The organism is Patescibacteria group bacterium (genome assembly GCA_041645165.1).
GTDB lineage: Bacteria > Patescibacteriota > Patescibacteriia > 2-02-FULL-49-11 > 2-02-FULL-49-11 > 2-02-FULL-49-11.
The window spans coordinates 65,057-83,794 of record JBAZQN010000004.1 but is presented as its reverse complement, the minus strand read 5'-3'; the positions used below and the strand labels follow the sequence as shown (position 1 = coordinate 83,794).

General features: G+C 51.8%; 17 protein-coding genes and 2 tRNA genes. 8 read left to right on the top strand and 11 right to left on the bottom strand.

The window, feature by feature from the left end; all coding sequences use genetic code 11:
* Nucleotides 1-192 precede the first annotated feature (192 nt).
* From ftsH to WC659_02410, 6 genes are all read left to right on the top strand, one after another.
* On the top strand, nucleotides 193-2,037 hold the full coding sequence (ftsH, locus tag WC659_02435) for an ATP-dependent zinc metalloprotease FtsH (protein ID MFA4872769.1): 1,845 nt from the start codon (nucleotides 193-195) through the stop codon (nucleotides 2,035-2,037).
* Nucleotides 2,038-2,149: 112 nt separating this feature from the next.
* The gene (locus tag WC659_02430) at nucleotides 2,150-3,145 is read left to right on the top strand and encodes a hypothetical protein (GenBank protein MFA4872768.1); all 996 of its coding nucleotides are present in this window, start codon (nucleotides 2,150-2,152) and stop codon (nucleotides 3,143-3,145) included.
* Between the two features lie 48 nt (nucleotides 3,146-3,193).
* Nucleotides 3,194-4,891 (top strand): ATPase, T2SS/T4P/T4SS family, encoded by a 1,698-nt coding sequence (locus WC659_02425; protein MFA4872767.1) that lies wholly within the window; start codon nucleotides 3,194-3,196, stop codon nucleotides 4,889-4,891.
* Between the two features lie 86 nt (nucleotides 4,892-4,977).
* On the top strand, nucleotides 4,978-5,220 hold the full coding sequence (locus WC659_02420) for an AbrB/MazE/SpoVT family DNA-binding domain-containing protein (protein ID MFA4872766.1): 243 nt from the start codon (nucleotides 4,978-4,980) through the stop codon (nucleotides 5,218-5,220).
* The gene (locus WC659_02415; GenBank protein ID MFA4872765.1) at nucleotides 5,208-5,618 is read left to right on the top strand and encodes a PIN domain-containing protein; all 411 of its coding nucleotides are present in this window, start codon (nucleotides 5,208-5,210) and stop codon (nucleotides 5,616-5,618) included. Before WC659_02420 ends, WC659_02415 begins: the two co-directional genes overlap by 13 nt.
* A 296-nt stretch (nucleotides 5,619-5,914) precedes the next feature.
* Entirely contained in the window at nucleotides 5,915-6,130 is a 216-nt protein-coding gene (locus WC659_02410) for a hypothetical protein (protein ID MFA4872764.1), read from the top strand.
* 69 nt (nucleotides 6,131-6,199) lie between these two features.
* Here WC659_02410 and WC659_02405 read toward each other — a convergent pair whose 3' ends face one another.
* The 9 genes from WC659_02405 to WC659_02365 all read right to left on the bottom strand — a co-directional run bounded on the left by WC659_02405 (nucleotide 6,200) and on the right by WC659_02365 (nucleotide 14,324).
* Complete coding sequence (locus tag WC659_02405; GenBank protein MFA4872763.1) at nucleotides 6,200-7,060, bottom strand: thiamine pyrophosphate-dependent enzyme; 861 nt, start codon at nucleotides 7,058-7,060, stop codon at nucleotides 6,200-6,202.
* A gap of 46 nt (nucleotides 7,061-7,106) precedes the next feature.
* Nucleotides 7,107-8,837 carry a 2-oxoacid:acceptor oxidoreductase subunit alpha gene (locus WC659_02400; GenBank protein ID MFA4872762.1) on the bottom strand — a complete coding sequence of 577 codons (1,731 nt, stop codon included), beginning with the start codon at nucleotides 8,835-8,837 and terminating at the stop codon, nucleotides 7,107-7,109.
* An 83-nt stretch (nucleotides 8,838-8,920) separates the two neighbouring features.
* Complete coding sequence (gpmI, locus tag WC659_02395) at nucleotides 8,921-10,468, bottom strand: 2,3-bisphosphoglycerate-independent phosphoglycerate mutase (GenBank protein ID MFA4872761.1); 1,548 nt, start codon at nucleotides 10,466-10,468, stop codon at nucleotides 8,921-8,923.
* 192 nt (nucleotides 10,469-10,660) lie between these two features.
* Nucleotides 10,661-10,736, bottom strand: a tRNA-Lys gene (locus WC659_02390).
* Between the two features lie 241 nt (nucleotides 10,737-10,977).
* Nucleotides 10,978-11,202: a hypothetical protein gene (locus WC659_02385; protein ID MFA4872760.1), complete on the bottom strand. Its 225-nt coding sequence runs from the start codon at nucleotides 11,200-11,202 to the stop codon at nucleotides 10,978-10,980.
* 47 nt (nucleotides 11,203-11,249) lie between these two features.
* Nucleotides 11,250-11,867: a hypothetical protein gene (locus tag WC659_02380; GenBank protein MFA4872759.1), complete on the bottom strand. Its 618-nt coding sequence runs from the start codon at nucleotides 11,865-11,867 to the stop codon at nucleotides 11,250-11,252.
* 126 nt (nucleotides 11,868-11,993) lie between these two features.
* Nucleotides 11,994-12,065, bottom strand: a tRNA-Arg gene (locus WC659_02375).
* Nucleotides 12,066-12,151: 86 nt separating this feature from the next.
* Nucleotides 12,152-13,138, bottom strand: a complete 987-nt coding sequence (locus WC659_02370; GenBank protein MFA4872758.1) for a cyclic nucleotide-binding domain-containing protein — start codon at nucleotides 13,136-13,138, stop codon at nucleotides 12,152-12,154.
* Between the two features lie 142 nt (nucleotides 13,139-13,280).
* A complete protein-coding gene (locus tag WC659_02365; GenBank protein MFA4872757.1) occupies nucleotides 13,281-14,324 on the bottom strand; it encodes a type IV pilus twitching motility protein PilT in 1,044 nt (347 codons plus the stop codon).
* A gap of 175 nt (nucleotides 14,325-14,499) precedes the next feature.
* Here WC659_02365 and WC659_02360 point away from each other — a divergent pair, with 175 nt between their 5' ends.
* Entirely contained in the window at nucleotides 14,500-16,584 is a 2,085-nt protein-coding gene (locus tag WC659_02360) for an ATP-dependent helicase (protein MFA4872756.1), read from the top strand.
* An 18-nt stretch (nucleotides 16,585-16,602) separates the two neighbouring features.
* Here the strand turns inward: WC659_02360 and WC659_02355 are convergent, their stop codons facing one another.
* On the bottom strand, nucleotides 16,603-17,334 hold the full coding sequence (locus WC659_02355; GenBank protein MFA4872755.1) for a helix-turn-helix domain-containing protein: 732 nt from the start codon (nucleotides 17,332-17,334) through the stop codon (nucleotides 16,603-16,605).
* Nucleotides 17,335-17,447: 113 nt separating this feature from the next.
* Between WC659_02355 and WC659_02350 the strand changes: the two genes are divergently transcribed.
* On the top strand, nucleotides 17,448-18,416 hold the full coding sequence (locus WC659_02350; GenBank protein MFA4872754.1) for a hypothetical protein: 969 nt from the start codon (nucleotides 17,448-17,450) through the stop codon (nucleotides 18,414-18,416).
* A 68-nt stretch (nucleotides 18,417-18,484) separates the two neighbouring features.
* On the opposite strand, the gene WC659_02345 is transcribed toward WC659_02350, so the two are convergent.
* Nucleotides 18,485-18,733: a vitamin K epoxide reductase family protein gene (locus WC659_02345; GenBank protein ID MFA4872753.1), complete on the bottom strand. Its 249-nt coding sequence runs from the start codon at nucleotides 18,731-18,733 to the stop codon at nucleotides 18,485-18,487.
* Nucleotides 18,734-18,738 lie beyond the last annotated feature (5 nt).

Here is an 18,738-nt window from a genome sequence, read left to right as displayed (position 1 = left end):
ACCTAAATTCAATAATAGGGATAAAGATGGTTTAAAAGACGTAATGTACACAAGGTTTAGTGCAGGCTTTCCTCACCGATCGCCAAACGTTTACTTCACACAAGATTATGTACCAACACCCCAAGGTCGCAACCATACAAGAGGACACTACCATCCTCGCCGCGTTTGGCGTTGGATATTGATATACTGGGTATGCGCCAGTTGATTAGAAATTTCCTCATCCTTCTCGTGGTGTTCCTCATCATCGCAGGGGTCCTTTCGAGTTTCACTTCACCTTTTGAGAAGCGGCAGACGGTGGGCATTGGAGAATTGGTGAAGAAGATAGAGCAGGGCGAGGTGAAAAAAATCACCGTGGAAGGCGATACGGTGAATGCTGACCTTGCAAGCGGCGAGACGGTGACTGCAAAAAAAGAGCCCGTGGAATCGATGAGCGAACTGCTCAAGAATTACGGCATTGATCCCGCGCTCATGCGAGGGCTCTCTATAGAAGTGCAGGAGCGCAGCGGCGTCGCATTCTGGATATCCGCGATTGCGCCGTTCCTGCTCCCGTTCATCCTCATTTCCCTGTTTATTTGGATCATGATGCGCCAAGTACAGGGGGCGAACCAGCGGGCCATGTCGTTCGGCGAATCCCGCGCGCGGGAAATGCAGGCAGGCGACAAGCGGCAGCAGGTTACTTTCAAGGAAGTCGCGGGCGCGCGAGAAGCGAAGCAGGAGCTTGAGGAGGTAGTGGAATTTTTGAGGACACCGAAGAAATTTACTGAACTCGGCGCAAAGATCCCCAAAGGCGTGCTCCTCGTAGGGCCGCCCGGCGTAGGGAAGACTTTGCTTGCGCGCGCGATCGCAGGAGAAGCAAGCGTGCCCTTTTTCCATATTTCAGGGTCGGAATTCGTGGAGATGTTTGTGGGGGTGGGCGCCTCCCGTGTGAGGGACCTTTTCCGCCGCGCCAAGAAGAGCGCGCCCTGCATCGTGTTTATCGATGAGCTGGATGCGGTGGGCAGGCAGCGCGGCGCCGGACTGGGCGGGAGCCATGACGAGCGGGAACAGACGCTGAACCAAATTCTCGTGGAAATGGACGGGTTTGAGCCGAATGCGGGCATCGTGGTTGTCGCCGCCACCAATCGCCCCGACGTGCTTGATTTTGCGCTGCTGCGCCCCGGGCGGTTTGACCGGAGAGTGATGATTGAATTGCCGGATATCCGCGATCGCCATGAAATCCTTGATATTCATTCAAAAGGCAAGCCGCTCGCGGCAGATGTGAATTTGCGAAAAGTCGCCGAACGCACGCCGGGATTCTCGGGCGCGGACATTGCCAATATGTTCAATGAGGCGGCCATCCTCGCGGCGCGGAGAAACAAGAAAAAAATTTCACAGGAAGAGATGTTCCAGTCGATTGAAAAAGTCATGCTCGGGCCCGAGCGCAAGAGTCATATCCTTTCTGACGAGGAAAAGCATATTACCGCCTACCATGAGGCGGGCCATGCCGTGGTGGCGCACCAGCTTCCCCATTCGGATCCGGTGCATAAGGTATCGATCATTTCCCGCGGACAGGCGGGAGGATATACGCTAAAGCTCCCCGAAGAAGACCGGCATCTGAAATCTTATTCAGAATTTTTAGACGAGTTGGCGGTGCTCCTCGCAGGATTCGTGGTGGAGAAAGAAGTGTTCAGCGAGGTGACGACGGGCGCGACCTCGGATCTCAAGCGTGCGACCAAGCTTGCACGGCAGCTGGTGACGGAGTATGGCATGAGTGAAGCGTTGGGGCCCCGGACGTTTGGCGAGCACGGAGAGCTTATATTTTTGGGGCGCGAGATCACCGAACAGCGGGATTATTCTGAAAAAGTGGCAGAGGCGATAGACAAAGAGGTGTCAAAATTCATTCATCAGGCAAGTGCGACGGCGCAAGCGGTGATCCGGAAGTCACGGCATAAGCTGGATGAGGTTGCCTCTTTGCTCTTAGAAAAAGAAACCCTGGAGAGGGAAACGTTTGCCGCGCTCATGGGCCCGCGGCCCGCAGTGGTGAAGGCGAAGGTATAGCGTACCGAATGTAAAATCCAAAAATCAAAAATCAAAATGAAGGAGTGTTGTCCCGCTTAAGCGGGACTCCACAATTTTGCATTTTGAGTTTTGCATTTTGAATTAATATCCTATGTCTTCCGTCTATCGTCCACTCTTAAGGCGAGCGTGGTTGCTCACCATACATTCCAAACACCTGTGGCTGTTTGGGCTTTTCAGTGCGCTCTTAGTGAGCGGCGGAGAGATAAACGTGTTGTTTAGAAATTTTGACCGCTTGAGCGTCTTGGGCGTATGGGCGTCTTCTGTGAGGGAGTGGGGATTTGATTTTTCCATGCTCACGTTCACGCCCTGGTTAGGCTTGCCCTCCGGATTTTATATCGTGTCGGCGTTCCTTTTATTGCTGGTGTGCTTTCTCATTTGGTTTGCGCTTGTATCGCAAGGAGCGCTTATTTGGGGCATTGAGCGCGAGCGCCGCCGCGAGCATTGCCGCATCGAAGAAGGGATCGCGGCGGGTAAGCGCGCTTTTTGGCGCACGACCACGCTCACGGTGGGCTTTCATCTTGTCACGAGCCTCGCATGGGCGATCTTCAGCCTGCCGCCTTTTCTCCTTTATCTCGCTTTCGGGTCTTCCGTGTGGTATGCCATATTCCTTCTCGTGAGCTTTGCGTGTTTGGTTCCTATAGGGCTCCTTTGTTCCCTCTTGTATCGTCTTGCGCTCGTTGCCTCGCTCACGGAATCGCTCTCCCCCTTGGATGCGCTGCGCAGCGCATGGAAATTATTTCTCGCGCACTGGCTTGTCGTGATGGAGACCGTCATCATTCTCACCCTGGGCACCACGGCCGCCGCGATTGTCGCGCTCTCCATTGCAGTGTTAGGTATAATTATTATTTTCGGGCCTTTGGCACTTTTGAGTTTTATCCTCGGCGTACCGCTTGCGGTAAGCCTAACCCTGGGTGCTGCGGTGATCGCATTTTTCCTTAGCATTATGTGCGTGGGCGCGATCCTTGCAACGTTTCAGCAGGCGGTGTGGATCCTGCTGTATAGCCGATTGAAGGAAAGCCCGCCGTTTGCGAAATTGGTGCGGGTCATTGCCTTGCTGCCGCGTCTGTTCCAGCGCCGCGCATCCTAAGGGGATGTGATCTCTCCGTCTTATATTCCCACTCTCAATTGAGCGCTCATGATTAAAGCGAACCTCCCTGTATTTTCCAATCAAAAGACTGACGCGGATCAATCTTCGAAATTATTAACGGATAGGCTGTCAGAGATTGCGGTGAAAGAAAAAGAGAGCATCGTGCAAGAGCGCGCGCTTGAAATGGGCTTGCCGTATGTCAACCTGCGGGGGTTTGCCATCGCGCCGGATGCGCTCGGCCTCATCTCTGATGAGCGGGCGAAATCCGCGCAAGCGGTGTGCTACGCATACACGCCCCACCACGAAATACGGCTCGCCACGGTTGATCCCCACAATGAACATTTTCTTGAACTGATTGCAGACCTTGGGCATACGCACAAGGCTTCGGTGAGCGTGGCGCTCATGAGCGAACAGAGCCTTGCCCACGCGTTTGAGCTCTATCGCATGCTTCCAAAAATTTATGTGCCCATGCATGGGGTGGATATTCCCGAGGACACGCTGAAAAAATTTAAAGAGTCCATTACCAATGTGATGGACCTGACCGATAAGTTTGCCTCCGTATCACTCACTGACCTTATTGTGCTGCTGATGGCCGCATCCATCGCAGTAGATGCATCTGATGTGCACATTGAAGCGGAGGAGAGCGGTGTGGCCGTGAGGTTCCGCATTGACGGCATCCTGCATACCATCGCCACGATCGACCGTGAGCGCTACCATGCGCTTATTTCACGCCTGAAGCTGTTGTCAGGGTTAAAAATCAACGTGGAAAACCGGCCGCAGGACGGCCGCGCGACGCTCAATCTGGAAGGCGAGCGGGTTGACGTGCGCGTATCCACGCTTCCCACCGCGTTCGGAGAGAGTATTGTCATGCGCCTCTTGCGGGGAGAAGCCATCCGCCTGACGTTTGAAGATTTGGGATTCGGTCCCTTTGTGGGCGCCGCGCTGCGGCAAGAGGTTGAGCGCCCCAACGGCATGATTGTGGTCTGCGGCCCTACCGGTTCAGGAAAAACTACGACCCTTTATGCCGTTTTGCGCCTCCTGAATGATCCTTCCACCAAGATCATTACGATTGAAGATCCCATTGAATACAAACTGGAAGGGGTTAACCAGAGCCAGGTAGACCCTTCCCATGACTACACGTTCGCGAACGGGCTTCGCTCAATTGTCCGCCAGGATCCTGATATAATTCTCGTGGGAGAAATGCGGGACCTAGAGACGGTGGACATAGCACTTCAGGCTGCGCTCACAGGTCACTTGGTATTTTCAACTCTGCACACGAACGATGCGGCCGGCGCGATTCCGCGTTTCCTCTCGATGGGGGCAAAACCCTATCTCTTGGCGCCTGCATTGAGCGACGTGCTGGCGCAGAGACTGGTCAGGCGCGTGTGCAAGAAATGCGCCCTCCCCGGCCCGCTTCCGCCGGAATACGCAGAGCGGGTGCAGGCAGCGCTCTCCTCTCTTCCTCCTGCCGTTGCACAAACATTCGGAGTGCAGGAGCCGAAATATGTGGCGACGAAAGGGTGCCCCGCGTGCCAGGGCATCGGCTATAAAGGGAGGATCGGGATATACGAGCTGCTGCGCATGAGCTCCGATATCGAGCGCGTGATCCTTTCAGGCGCCATTTCCGAATATCAGATACGCGACTTGGCGGTCAAAGCCGGCATGATGACGATGCTGCAGGACGGCATCATGAAAGCAATGGCAGGGATGACGACCCTCGAAGAAGTTTTCCGCGTCGCGCAGTAATTGGGGCATATAAGTCCACAAACATAATTGACAGGTTATTTACAACTGATATAATGTAAAGTACTTATAGTATAAGTAAAGTATTTATGGGAATAGCTACTCTATCGCAAAAGTACCAAATTGTGGTTCCTCGGGAGGTGAGGGATCGGTTGCACTTGAAAGCAGGGGCGAAGATTGTGATTCATCCACTTGATGATACAAGAGCGGTGCTGACAAAGCATCCGACTGATTATGTACAAGCGTTGCAAGGATTGGGGAAAGAGGTATGGCAATCGCTCGGTGGTACAGACACCTATATCCTTCAGGAGAGATCTTCATGGGACAAGTAATTGGCATAGATTCCTCCGTTATCATTTATCTTCTCGAAGAGCATCCGCAATTTCTCTCCAGAGCGCGGAGGGCGCTCTTGTTGGTGCAGGAGGGGAAATATGAAGCAGTCTTGTCGGTTATTGGCATGATCGAAATTTTGACTGGACCGAAACTGCAAGGGAAGAAAGAACTTGCTGCGCACTATAAGGAACTCATCAAAAATTTTCCCCACGTGCGGATTACGGGGATTGACGAATCCGTCGTGGATATTGCTTCTGATCTGCGCGGAAAGTATCGGCTCCGCACGCCAGATGCGATCCATATTGCCACCGCGATTGCGCATAGCGCGGAGAAATTCGTCACCAATGATATGGCGCTTAAGGTAGTCACTGAGATACCAATTGAAATGCTCGTGTGAGCTTTTTTGAGGAAGTCTTCCGCGTCGCGCAGTAGACTCCATAGAGGGCATTGACTTTTATTCCAGATGCGCTATGATGGGGGCGTAAGGAGGAAAGTTCGTTAAAAACATAACGTTTGAGGTTCTCCGTCGGCAGGGTCTGAAAGGTTTTTTTAAGGCTCTACCGATTGAGAACATTGACAACCCGCTTGTATAGGTCACAAGGCGGGTTTTTAAGTTCTTAAATAAACAACGGTCTTTGACAATACAGATATCAAGGGCTCTGGAATACATCTCTATAAAATGAGGAGATTATTATGAAAGCGCTGGATAAGGTGTTTATAAGGGGTATTAAAAAAACCATAAGGGTAATGGAAATGGATTTAGACTGGTTCGCCAATCTCAATCCAGATAGAAAGCTGGAGTTGGCAATTCAATTACTGGGTGGGCAAAAAACGTCCATCCAGAAGTACCGTTTTGTGTTTGATATAATTCCATGGATATTTGCGTTAGTAGCGTTATTGCGCTCCTGATGGCTTTAAAAAAGGCAACCCTTTACATCAAAGGGTTGCTTGGGCTATGCAGAAATTTTTTTTTAAAACTCATTTAAATTCCTCCAAGAGTTTTGAGATATCGATATGGGACAAGTCGCGCTCGACGAGGGGGCCGTTTTTGAGCTGCGGCAGGGAGTCTTCGTAGGTGGGCTTTTCCTCCTGCCAGAAGATGCCAAGGGGGAGTTTTTCATGCCATGGCTCGAAGGCACGTTCGATCGCCGCTGGTTTGGTGGTTTGCCGATACCCCGACTCTTCCAGCTTGTAGACCCTCTCTCTGAACCATGCGTAAGTATTGACTTTGTTGAATGTCACGCAGGGCTGCAGCACATCCAGCACCGAAAACCCTTTGTGCGAAATAGCTTTTACGATAAGGTCAGTAAGGTGGGGAATGTCTCCTGAAAAGCCGCGCGCGACAAAGGTCGCGCCTGCGGTGAGCGCGAGCGTGATGGGATTCGTTTGCTCTTCAATGACGCCTGCGGGCGTTGATTTTGTTTTGGCGCCTTTTTCGGAAGTCGGCGCGGTCTGGCCGGTGGTAAGCCCATACACTTGGTTATTGTGGATGAGCGTGGTGACGTGGTGATTGGCGCGGCACGCATGGATGAAATGCCCCATACCTTCGCCTAAAAGATCGCCGTCTCCGCCCACCATCATAACCGGCAGATTGTGGTTTGCCATTTTTATACCGCAGGCTACGGGCAGGCCGCGGCCGTGCAGTCCCTCAAAGCCATAGGTATTCACGAAGGAGCACATGTTGCCGGAACACCCAATGCCATAGACCACCGCACATTGGTGCGGTTCCATTCCCAATACCACGAATGCTTCCTTAAGTGCCGACCAAATGCTAAAATCGCCGCAGCCGGGGCACCAGGTGGGAAAAAGGGGAGTATTGAAGTCGGCTGTTTCCGCCATAAATCAAAAGTCAAAATTATAGTGTCCCTGCGGGACGTTTCTAAATTTATAGTCGTTTTTTTGTCTCGACAATAAGCTCTTCCGGGAACCATGGTCTTCCGTCGTATTTGAGCAGTTTATCTTCGATATCGATACCTGTCTGTTCTTTGAGCAAGCTGCCGAACTGCGCCGTGGCGTTATTCTCGACAAGCACCAGACGCTTCTGCGAGGAGAGCAGCTTTTCCGCCCACCTTTTGGGGAATGGCCACATGCCGGAGAAGTGCACCATGTTTACTTTCATTTTTTCTTCCCCAAGACGCTCCATCGCTTCCCTCACTGGCCCTTTCATGGATCCCCAGGTGACGAGCGTAAGCGGAGCTTTTGAGGGGCCTAGTATGAAAGGCTTTGGCATTTCATGAGCAATGCCCTCCAGTTTTTTCATGCGTTTGTCAGCCTGCGCGACGCGCATTTTCGAGGATTCGTCAGAGTAGCCGAAGTAGTCATGTTCATAAGAATTGGAAAGATAGACGCCGCCTTTCAGGCCCGGCCGCGAGCGCGGGGACACGCCGTCACGGGTAAGCACATACCGCTTGAAGGGTTTCGTGCCGCTCAAGTCTTTTTGCGTGAGGAGTTTGCCTCGATCAATGCGGTAGGCCGATGCATCAAACGGAGGCACGCTGCGGCTGTGTTCCCCAAGGTTTTTATCAGAAAGAAGAAAGACAGGCACCTGCCAGCGCTCTGCAAGATTGAATGCGAGAAGCGTGTAGTGAAAGGCTTCTTCCACGTCGCCCGGCGCGAGCACGACGCGGGGAAATTCTCCTTGCGCCGCATGGATGACAAATTGGAGGTCAGAAGCTTCTGTCCAGGTGGGCATGCCCGTGGCAGGGCCGGGGCGCATAACCTCCGCGATCACGAGGGGGATCTCCGCGATTCCCGCGAGCCCGAGCGATTCCACCATCAGCGAGAATCCGCCGCCTGACGTGCCGATCATGGCGCGTGCGCCGGCATAGGACGCGCCCAGCGCCATATTGATGACGGAAATTTCATCCTCCGCGTGCTTCACGACCATGCCAGTGGTTTCCGCCTTGCCCGCAAGGTAATGCAGAATGGAAGAGGAAGGGCTCATCGGGTAAGCGGCGTAGAAGGTGCAGCCAGCTTGGATGGCGCCCAAAGCCATTGCTTCGTTGCCCGGGATTACGATATGAGGAGAAGAGAGTTTTTGGGTGAGGGGGCACGCGTGGTGGACCCCTCCTTGCGCGCGGACATATTCGAATCCTTCACGGGCGGCCTTGAGATTGGCGGCCAGGCGCTCTGGTTTTTTGCCGAATGCGCTCGTGAGGACGCGCTCAAGCGGGGTAAAATCGCATCCCATGAACGCGAGGGACGCGCCAAGGGCCACGGTATTGCGCATAACTTCCTCGCCGCCCACTTCTTTGGCAAAGCGCGCGAGCGGCACGGAATAAAGCACTACATCTTTCCGTCCCAGATCTTCCACAGTAAGGGTGTTTTTTTCTCCGTCATAAATGACGGCGGCACGGGGCGCGAGTTCCTTAAGGTGCAAAAACGCCGTATCTTTATCAAGGGCAACGAGCAGATCCACTTTCCGTGACGCCGCATAGAGTGGTTTGTCCGCAATGGTGACTTGGTGGGTGTTATGGCCTCCTCTGATGCGGTTTGGTTTTTCACTGTAATCCGCCACGAATCTGCCCGCAGCCACGCACATCCGCGAAAATAATTGGCCGGAGGTGGCAATGCCGAAACCTGCTTGTCCGCCGATTTTCCAGGTAAACCTGTCCATAGGATAGAGAGGCGCGGATTAAAAAATTGGATTCATGCGAAACTGAATTGACTTATGCATAGTATCATGATTTGTGGCGTGACTCAACTTATATTATTTCTTACCAGAAGACTCGGGCTCGTCATCTCGGGAGGGATGGGAATACCAAGCAGATCCAACACCGTAGGCGCGATGCTTGAAAGGAATCCCTGCGGCGAGAGCGTGCCTTGGGGGGTGTGGGAAATATAGAAGCATTCCACGGGATTTGCGGAATGCGCCGTGCAGACCGCATTTTGGTCGCCATTATAATGCATTTGCTCGATGTTGCCGTGGTCAGCAGTTAAGAGCGCTTCGCCTCCCGAGAGAAGCGCGGCCTCCACGAGCGCGCCCACGCAGCGGTCCACGATACCCACTGTTTTTACCGCGAGCGGAAGGTCACCCACGTGCCCCACCATGTCGCAGTTGGCAAAATTAATAATAATAAGATCATAAACGCTATGGCGGATGACCGGAGGAGCGATTGCCGCGATTTCAATGGCTCCCATGTCGGGCCGTTCCCGGTACTGGGCAGAAGGCCCTACTTTTATTTCCAGCCGATCCTCGCCCGGGAACGGTGTAATGCGCTTGCCGTTTAAGAAACTGGTTACATGGCGGAATTTCTGGCTGTCCGCGATGCGCAGTTGTCGCACGTTATGGGCGCTTAAAACTTCCCCCAGCACGGGAGAGAGCGTCTGCGTTTCTTCATGAGGGGCAAATATAAAATTATGAAATTCGTCATAGGGGCGCGTGAGGGCGATGAAACGCACAGGCGGGCCTCCATACCTACGTTCCACAAATGCTTTGGTGAGCTGAATCATGCGATCTTGGCGGAAGTTGAAAAAGAAGACGGTATCATCTTCTTCTATTTTTTCAAAATTTCCAATGCGGTAAGGAGGAATATATTCATCGACCATGGGCTGTCCGTCTGGCGTGCGGTGATTGCGGTACGCATTCTGGACGGCGTCTTCCGCGGTTTTAGCGGTAAGCGCTTCGCCGAAGACAAGGGCGCGATAGAGCGTTTCTATGAGCGGCCAATGGCCTGCGCGGTCGAGCCAGTAGCGCCCGGCGACCGTGCCCACAGGCACTGAAGGGAAACGTGCAGACAGTTTTTTTAAAAACGTGAGTACGCTGCGCGGCGGCGAGTCTCTGCCGTCGGCAAGTACGTGCACATACATACGTTCGACGCGTTGTTGCTGCGCAAGGGTGAGGAGCGCCCAGAGATGCTCCTCATGCGCGTGTACGCCGGCGTCCTGCAGGATGCCGATGAGGTGGAGTGTTTTTCCCTTATCGCGGCACGAGGCGAATGCATCGATGAGTTTTTTATTACGGAAAAAAGCGCCAGAGGCAATTTCCTCGTGGATAAAGGTGAGCTCTTGTTTGACAGGCCTGCCGGCGCCCATGGTAAGGTGCCCCACTTCGGAATTTCCATGGAAACCTGGCGGGAGGCCGATTGACTCGCCTGACGCTTCAAGGAGCGCGAACGGGTATTTTTTGCGGTACTCGTCATGGTGCGGCGTGCGCGAGAGCGCTACGGCGTTTCCCGGGCCGGGAGGCGCGACGCCCCATCCGTCACGGATGATGAGGACAAGTGGTTTAGCCGTATGGGTAAGCATAACAAGATACAAGAAAAATTTTACGCAGATTAACGCAGATGGTCGGCCGCAATTGCATCCGTTTTACACAGAGTTGGTACCGTAATGCGGTCGAACGCGGATTCACGCAGATAGTTTATGATATATGCATTGTAGCGGGTAATGCAGGTGTTTGACAAACAAAGAAACGGCTTGCGCCGTTTATGGTAGAAATGGTGGGTCGCCTGGGAATCGGACCCAGAACCTTGGGCTTAAGAGGCCCCTGCTCTGCCAATTGAGCTAGCGACCCACAACACCTACTCTATCAATATCTTATGATTCATGCAATCCTTCTTTGATTTATGGTTTCATCTGACTTTTCTGTTAGTAAGAGGGGTACGGTGAGCGACCTGCTAATTCCCTCCCTTAAGATAAGGGAGGGGGTGAGTTATAAATGAACGGGCCTGCCTCTTTTTTGTCACACAAAAGCCTTTTTCACGCAACACTCATAACTCCCCACACCCCTCTTATATTATGAGGGGGATAAAGTACTAATGCCGCGCTTCGAGGTACCGTGGATTACTCCCATAAATGTCTGTAGAGCCAATGAGAAAAATAACATTCAGCCATTCCATATGTTTCATTTGCTCTATTTTTGGATTAGTGCGAACCGCTTTCACCGCCTGCGGCGGCGAGAACCCTCCGTAAAAAATGCAGGGTGCGGCGGAGCCGCACCGCTGACAATTTTCCGCCGGAGGCGGATCTGCCTCTGGCATGACAAGTTTTTTTGTGGCAAACTCTTTTACAATTCAGAAAAACAAACTTAATTTTCAAACTTAAAGGTCGAGATTATATTTCTTATCAAATTTATTTTATTTTCTTTTATGTTTTGATTAGGAGTGTCGAAGTTAAATTCAAATCCAACCTTATAAATCTTGCCATTTTTTGGAATATAATATCTTTCTATGACACCTAAATCATATCGTCCCTGCTTGTATGCATTAGCGCCTGCAACTTTGACAAAAGTATCTTGATATTGATACCCATATTCATCATGTTTGTAATAGTCATCCTTTATTCCGGCCGCATCCAAATTTTTTGTATTATTTTCTACAAAAATCCAAAAATGCCCATCTGTACCAGAAAACAATTTACTCGTCGCATTATCCTCTGTAAGCTGAAAGTCATTAGGATAATTAATTGAAAAATTTAACCCAGGGTTATTGTATATTGTCCAATTTGCAGTTTCATCTATTGTTGTCGGTGTCGGAACTACAAGAGTATTTGTTGGGGCGGTCGTTTGAGTCAGAGTTGGTACTGGTTGTTGAGTAATCGGTTCCGGCTTTTTTATAATAGCAAAATAGCCAGCTACCCCTACGACGAGCACAATAATTACTACGACTAAAATATTATTAATAAAACCTTTTTGATTCGTATTCATATAATTTTTAGCTTTAAATATTAATTTATGGTTAATAAATGTTTTCCACCATTTTATTAGTGCGTCCGGAGGGAGTCGTCAGGTCATGCGACCTGACGCCCGATCGTATGATCGGGCGAACCACTATGCCCTCGGAGGGATTCGAACCCCCAACAACAGGTCCGAAGCCTGTTGTGATATCCATTTCACCACGAGGGCGCGGCAGCAGTGTATAACGATATGCTCAAAAAATCAAATCCACCCCCAAGGGATGGATCAGTGTGTCCCCTATTCATTTTCCAGTTTTAAAATGGTCTGATGTAAACTCTTTTGAGCTCCTCCTCTGCCTGATGGCGGTGGAGCGCTTCCCCTTCGGTAATGGCGCCGGCGATTTGCCGCGCGACGATTTCAAGGAGCATCACATTATTAAGATTAAATTCATCGTTCTGCTTATCGAGCATCAGGATCGCGCCTATGGTTTTCCCCTCCTCCTTGATCGGTACGCCTACCATGGAGGGGCTCGTGTACGCCACGTCGACGGTATGAGGCAAAGGGCTGTCTCTCGTGACCAGGATGGTCGCGTTATTTGCGGCGATGAGCCCGAGCACCGGATCTTGGCTTAATGGGATGTGGTCCTCGCCGCCGAAAGGCGGGACGGCGAATCCATAATGCGCGAGAAGCAGGATGCGGTTGAGGGACGGGAGGAATGACACGAAGAGCGAGCGCTTTGCGCGGATCACCTCATGGAGCGCGGCGAGGATCTGGCGCCCCATTTCTTCAAGGGGAAGCGTGATGCTGATGATGCGGCCGGTGTGGTAGAGAGTAATGAGCCTATTATCAGTATGGTGGAGCCTCTCGGCCACCGATTGCAGGAGTTTTTCAAGGAGAAATATGGCCAGGCGCGGGTGCTCTGATGACAGCGCTCGAAACGCGGTGTAGGTAAGCTCAAGCGTTTTCAGTTCATCAAGCGCTTGGCCGCTTTTTGAATGGACAGAGCGTTGGTCAGTAAGCGCTTCTTCGCAGCAGAAATTGCCGGGATGGAGCACGGCAAACACTTCCGGCGCATCGCCAAATTCTTTATAGATAGAAAGGCGCCCTTGCGTGATAAGGAGAAGCGCATCGCGCCTTCCTCCCTGCTCGAATACCACTTTCCCCTTCGGGTAACTGGCAGAGGTCAGGTATTCAGACAAGGTTGCAAGCTCCCCTTCTGAAAGTCCTGTAGCAAGGGGCAGGGTGCGGAGCGCGGCAAGCGCCTCGTGGTGCGCGGGATGGGGTGCAGTGCGGGGAGGCATATATTTAAAGACAAGGATGAATTATTTTTTCAGTGTCGTTCAGTGGAAGTTCCGTGTGCATTCAGTGTATAAGCTTCTCTCACGGAAATACCCGAAGTTTATACGGAAATACACTGAATGATTCTCCATTTTAATTTTAAGACTAATCGAGCAGGTGCGGGTCGAGCATGTGGGCGACCGCCACCTCGTGTTCAATCACGCGTTCCTTATAGAGCCGTTTCAGGTCCTGATCCATGGTCACCATGCCGTCTTCCGCTGAGGTTTGTATCACGGATTTGATCTGGGCGATTTTATTTTCGCGGATGAGGTTCGATACTGCGGGATTATTTATGAGGATTTCCCGTGATGCCACGCGGCCCGCACCTTTTTTCGGGAGGAGCTGCTGCGAGATGACACCCCGCAGGGAAAGGGAGAGCTGAAGCCGCACTTGGGTTTGCTGGTAGGGCGGGAAGATGTCTATGATGCGGTCGACGGTCTGCGCCGCGTTCAAGGTATGAAGGGTGGCAAGCACGAGATGGCCGGTCTCCGCGAGCGTGATGGTTGCCGCGACCGTTTCCAAATCGCGCATTTCGCCCACCATGATAACATTGGGATCCTGGCGCAGGACATGTTTCAGCGCTTCCGCGAACGAAAGGAAATCAGTGCCGTATTGCCTTTGCTTGATGATGGATTTGTCGCTCGTGTGCAAAAATTCAATCGGGTCTTCCAAGGTGATGATATGGGCGCGGCGTTCCGCATTAATAAGGTTGACCATGGCCGCAAGCGACGTTGATTTGCCGCAGCCGGTGGGGCCGGTCACGAGAATTAACCCTTGCGGCAGGCGCACCAGCTCATAGACCACTTCCGGCATCAGGAGGTCTTCCATGGTGGGGATGCGCGCGGACACCACGCGCGCCGCGAGCGCGGGATTTCCCCGCTCCACATGGAGGTTGACGCGGAACCGGGAGACGTTTGGCAGTTCATAGGAAAAATCAAACTCCTTCTCTGAAAGAAAAATCTCCCGCTGGTGCTCATTGAGCATTGAGGAGATGAGGTCGTCGATGACTTTATGGGAGAGGAGGGGAAAGTCGGTATCTTTCAGGAGGCCGTCAATGCGGATGATGGGGGGCTTGCCGACCATGAGATGGATGTCGGAGGCGCCCTCGTCCACCGCGTGTTTAAAGATGGTGTCAATGGAAGGAGTCATACCCGCCTAAGTTTTGCACGTAGTACGTGCGTTATTAATAAGTTTTCGTTTTTGAAGATATTTAATCTGTCGCCCGCGATAGGTGGGACAAAATTTAGCGGGTATATACCTTAAAACAATGAAAAATTCAAAATTAAGGTATAATAGTTTCATTAATACTATACCACTTAACACCATGGATGTACAAAGCAGTCAACGACACGCGGGACCCCTTTCGAGGGAGCGTGCGGACATTGATTATAAAAATGAACTCAATTCTGAACAATTCGCCGTGGTGCGGGATGCGGAGGGGCCTTGTCTCGTGCTCGCGGGCGCGGGTTCCGGCAAGACGCGGACGCTGGTGTATCGGGTGGCGTGGCTCATCGCGCACGGCACGCCTGCCGACCGCATCCTGCTATTGACGTTTACGAATAAGGCAGCGCATGCCATGCTGTCCCGCGCCGCCGCGCTCGTGAAGGGCGAGGTGAAGGGCTTATGGGGCGGCACTTTCCATCATATCGCCAACCGCATCCTGCGCGTGTATGCGGGGAAGCTTGATTTCAAGCCCCAATTCCAGATTTTGGACGAGGATGACGCGGAGCGGCTGATGCGGTCAGTTCTGGTAACAGAAGGGCCTCACGCCGCCGGCAGCGTATTCCCGAAAGCAGACGCCGTCCGCCGCGTGCTCTCCTTTGCCGCCAACAGCGGCATATCGATTGAACACGCGATAGATGACCATTATCCGCAGTTTATAAAATTTAAGAATTTTTTCCCCGAGTTTGCGCGCGCCTATGAGGAGAAGAAGCGCGCGATGAACGCGATGGATTTTGACGATCTCTTGGTGAATCTCCTGCGGCTGCTGGAACAATTCCCGCAGGTGCGGGAAAAGCTCTCGTCGCGGTTCAAGTACGTGCTGGTGGACGAGTACCAGGATACGAACCGCCTGCAGGCGGGGATTACCCACTTGCTCGCCTCGGTGCATGGGAATCTCCTGGTGGTGGGCGATGACGCGCAGTCGATTTACTCATTCCGCGCCGCTGACATAGGGAATATTTTGGAATTTACCGACCGCTATCCCAAGGCGAAAGTGTTTCGCCTTGAAACAAATTACCGGTCCCGGCCGGAGATACTCACTCTTGCGAACGAGAGCATCCGGCATAACTCCGCACGTTATAAAAAAGAGCTGCGCACTTCGCGCAAGTCAGGCATCGTGCCTCTTTTGGCATCCGCGCCGGATCCTGAAGCTCAGGCGTCCTATGTGGTCGCGCAGGTGCTCGCGCGCGCAGAAGCGCACATGAGCCTCCATGACATGGCGGTGCTGTTCCGCGCGTCGCATCAGACGCTCGAGCTTGAGCTTGAGCTTGCCAAACACGATATTCCTTACCTGAAGCGGGGAGGTTTAAGATATTTTGAGCAGGCGCATATCAAAGACGTGCTGGGGTATGTGAGGATTTTGGCAAACCCTGCAGATGAGCTTGCGTGGCGCAGGGTGCTGCAGCTCTACGAAGGCATCGGCGCGCAAACCGCAGACCGCATTTGGCGCCTGGTGAAACAGTCGCCTGATCAATATCTCACGATCGCTGATGAGATGAAGGAAATGCAGGGTCTTTCTTCCCGCGTTGAGCGGGGCGTGGGAGAAGTATGGGATGATCTGCGGGCATTTGCCATATCCGCGGTTAAAGGGCCGGGTGAGATTATTACTGCAGTCTTGGCGCGCCGTTATCGGGAATATGCAAAGGATGCGTTTGACGATGCGGAAGAGAGGATCCTTGATTTGGAAACGCTTGCCAATTTTGCGAACCGCTATCAGGACTTGTCCGCGCTTCTCGCGGATGCGGCGTTGGGCGAGGGATTCCGCGGAGAAGTGAAGGGGGCGTCCATGGCGCAGGATGAGGACAAACTGATACTTTCCACCATCCATCAGGCGAAAGGCCTTGAGTGGAAGACAGTGTTTGTTATTGGATTGGTGGACGGGCATTTTCCCAATGCGCGCACGCTTGAGCGGGGAAAGGAGCTGGAAGAAGAGCGGCGGCTTTTTTACGTTGCGGTGACGAGGGCGCAGGAAGAGCTCATCCTCACCTATCCTGAAACCTCATATCTGTCTTCAGGCTACCTCCTCGGCCGCCCTTCGCTCTTTGTGCGCGAATTACCTAAAAAGGTCTACCAGCGGTGGATGATCGAAGACGGCGGGGGCGACGATGCAGGCATGATAGATATCGATGAAGAGGGAGATAATGCGGATGGCATCCTCGGCAAAGTAATCAAAACCATGCGACGTTAAATATTATAACGAAAGCGTTTAGTACCGATCCCAAACCATGTGCCAGATCGTTCGCAGTGATTCTGCGATTTCTTTATTTTCTATCACGATAGATATTTTGTCGGTGAAAGACATGAGCGCCACTTTATCCGCATACACGATCATTTCGTTGGGGATGCGGTATTTCTCGTGGGGAAATAATTTGATGCGGCGTGACGCGCGCGCGTCTTGCCGCTGCTCTGCAATATCTTCAGGATTGTCAGGGCAGAGAGATCTCACGGTGATGCCGAGCGCCTGTCGGTTCTTGTAGGTTTGGTACAGGAAATTTTTGCCTATTCCTTCGTAGAGCGCTCTGCAGTTGGTAAAAGAGAGCGCTTCGCTATTGCGGTAGGCGTGAAAATCGCGGTAGACGTCCCGCAAGCCTTCTGCGCCCTCATAGAAAGAGACCCGCGGCCGCGCTCCTTTCCCTTGCGTGAGGGAGAGGAGTTCTTTCATGTGTTGTTGCAGTGCATCCATATTCGTTTTGAAATGCTGGAAAAGCTTGTCAGGCCCCAAGACGCTGAAATATTTTACGTGTTTTTGTTCTGTAACCGAGGCGAGGCCTCTGTGTACCAGACGCTTGAGCACCTCATAGGTAGTCACGCGGTTAAGAGTTACTTCCCGCGCGATTTCACTCGCAGGCGCTTGTCCGAGCCTTAGGGAAGCAAGGTACACCCTTGCTTCTTTTTTATTGAATCCGAGGGTATGAAGGATGGATTCTATATGGCGCATATAGTTGTAATTTATTTCTACATAATAAGTTGGAGGTGGTTAATTTTCTTTAATTTTAGCGAAATAAATAAAATTTTATTGTCGAAATAATTAACAGAGATATACTACGCCGTATGGTAAATATTGTAAATAGCGAAGGAAATAATCACCTGTGCTCAGAGGGCGTTCCTACGAGAATAGGCGGATTTGAGCCGGCGCAAGTATTATTTGAGAAAATCAAGGCGCAAAGCATTCCTCGGTATACGCAACTTGGCGAATATTGGGACAGGAGTGCCGTGGAGGAACATTTTGAGAAACGCGGCGTTTTTTGGCTCGCACTTCCTGCCTGTGTCAATCCATATAGTTCGGTTTTGCAGGAGTTGCCGTTAATAGAGAAGGCACTCCCGTGGCTCAATCGTAGGACACACGGAAGAGTAATGTCTTTCTTGGGAGTTGGCACGGGGGACGTAGAAATAAAAATCGTTGAATATTGTGTGGTTTCTGCGGATAACAGTAAGCCCTTACTCGTAGAAGCGATTGATCTTAATTCGTTATTTCTTGATTATTTTTTTGCGGGAGTGTATCAGGTAAGCAAGTCAGTGCGGCCTGAATCTAAGGGAGCAATACTCAGTCGTGGCGTGCATGGATACTTCCAACATTTAGGGGAGCTACCAATATGCATAGATGGTGAATCGTATGTTTATTTTCTCATCGGTAATACCTTAAGTAATTTTCCTGACCAGCAAATGGCAGCTGCGATGTTCACGAGGTTTCTCGTTCCCGGCGATTATCTGGTGATAGGCGTGAGACAGGCAATTGATGATGACTATACTCTGGAACTTTATAGGGATAATCCGTGGCTGTATCAATTTATGGATGAATGCATGGACGTGGTGCAGTGGGCAATCACCGAAGTACACACGATCAGGGCAGTTGAGATGCGTGCCGGAAGAGAACGCTTTCTCACGAGAAGCTATACCATCGATCAATTACGCGGATTGTTTCCGCAATTCGTATTGGAGAGATATTGGCAGACAGTAGGCGATGGAGGGAGTAGTCATCTGAAGCGCGGGGCAATTTTAGCGGTATTTAAAAAGTTATGAATTAAAAGATAAAACCCACTTTTGGAATAGGCCAGAAGTGGGTTTCTATGAGTGAGCGTGAAGAGAGATTATTGAACTTGTTCTTTTTTTATTAAGCCCAAGATGGCGATGAGAGTGACGAGCAGATACATGAAGAATCCGTAGACGCAGGCGGGGTATTTGAGGTACGTGGTGACGGGTGCGGCGCCGGTGCCGCAGGAGACGAGCGAGTTCTGGCACGTGCCGCGGAGGAGTTCCCAGTAGGATAAGTAACCGGAGAATGTTAAGCCGGCGAGGCCGATGACGAGGATGATTTTGAGCGCGGTTTTTGAGCGCATAAAAT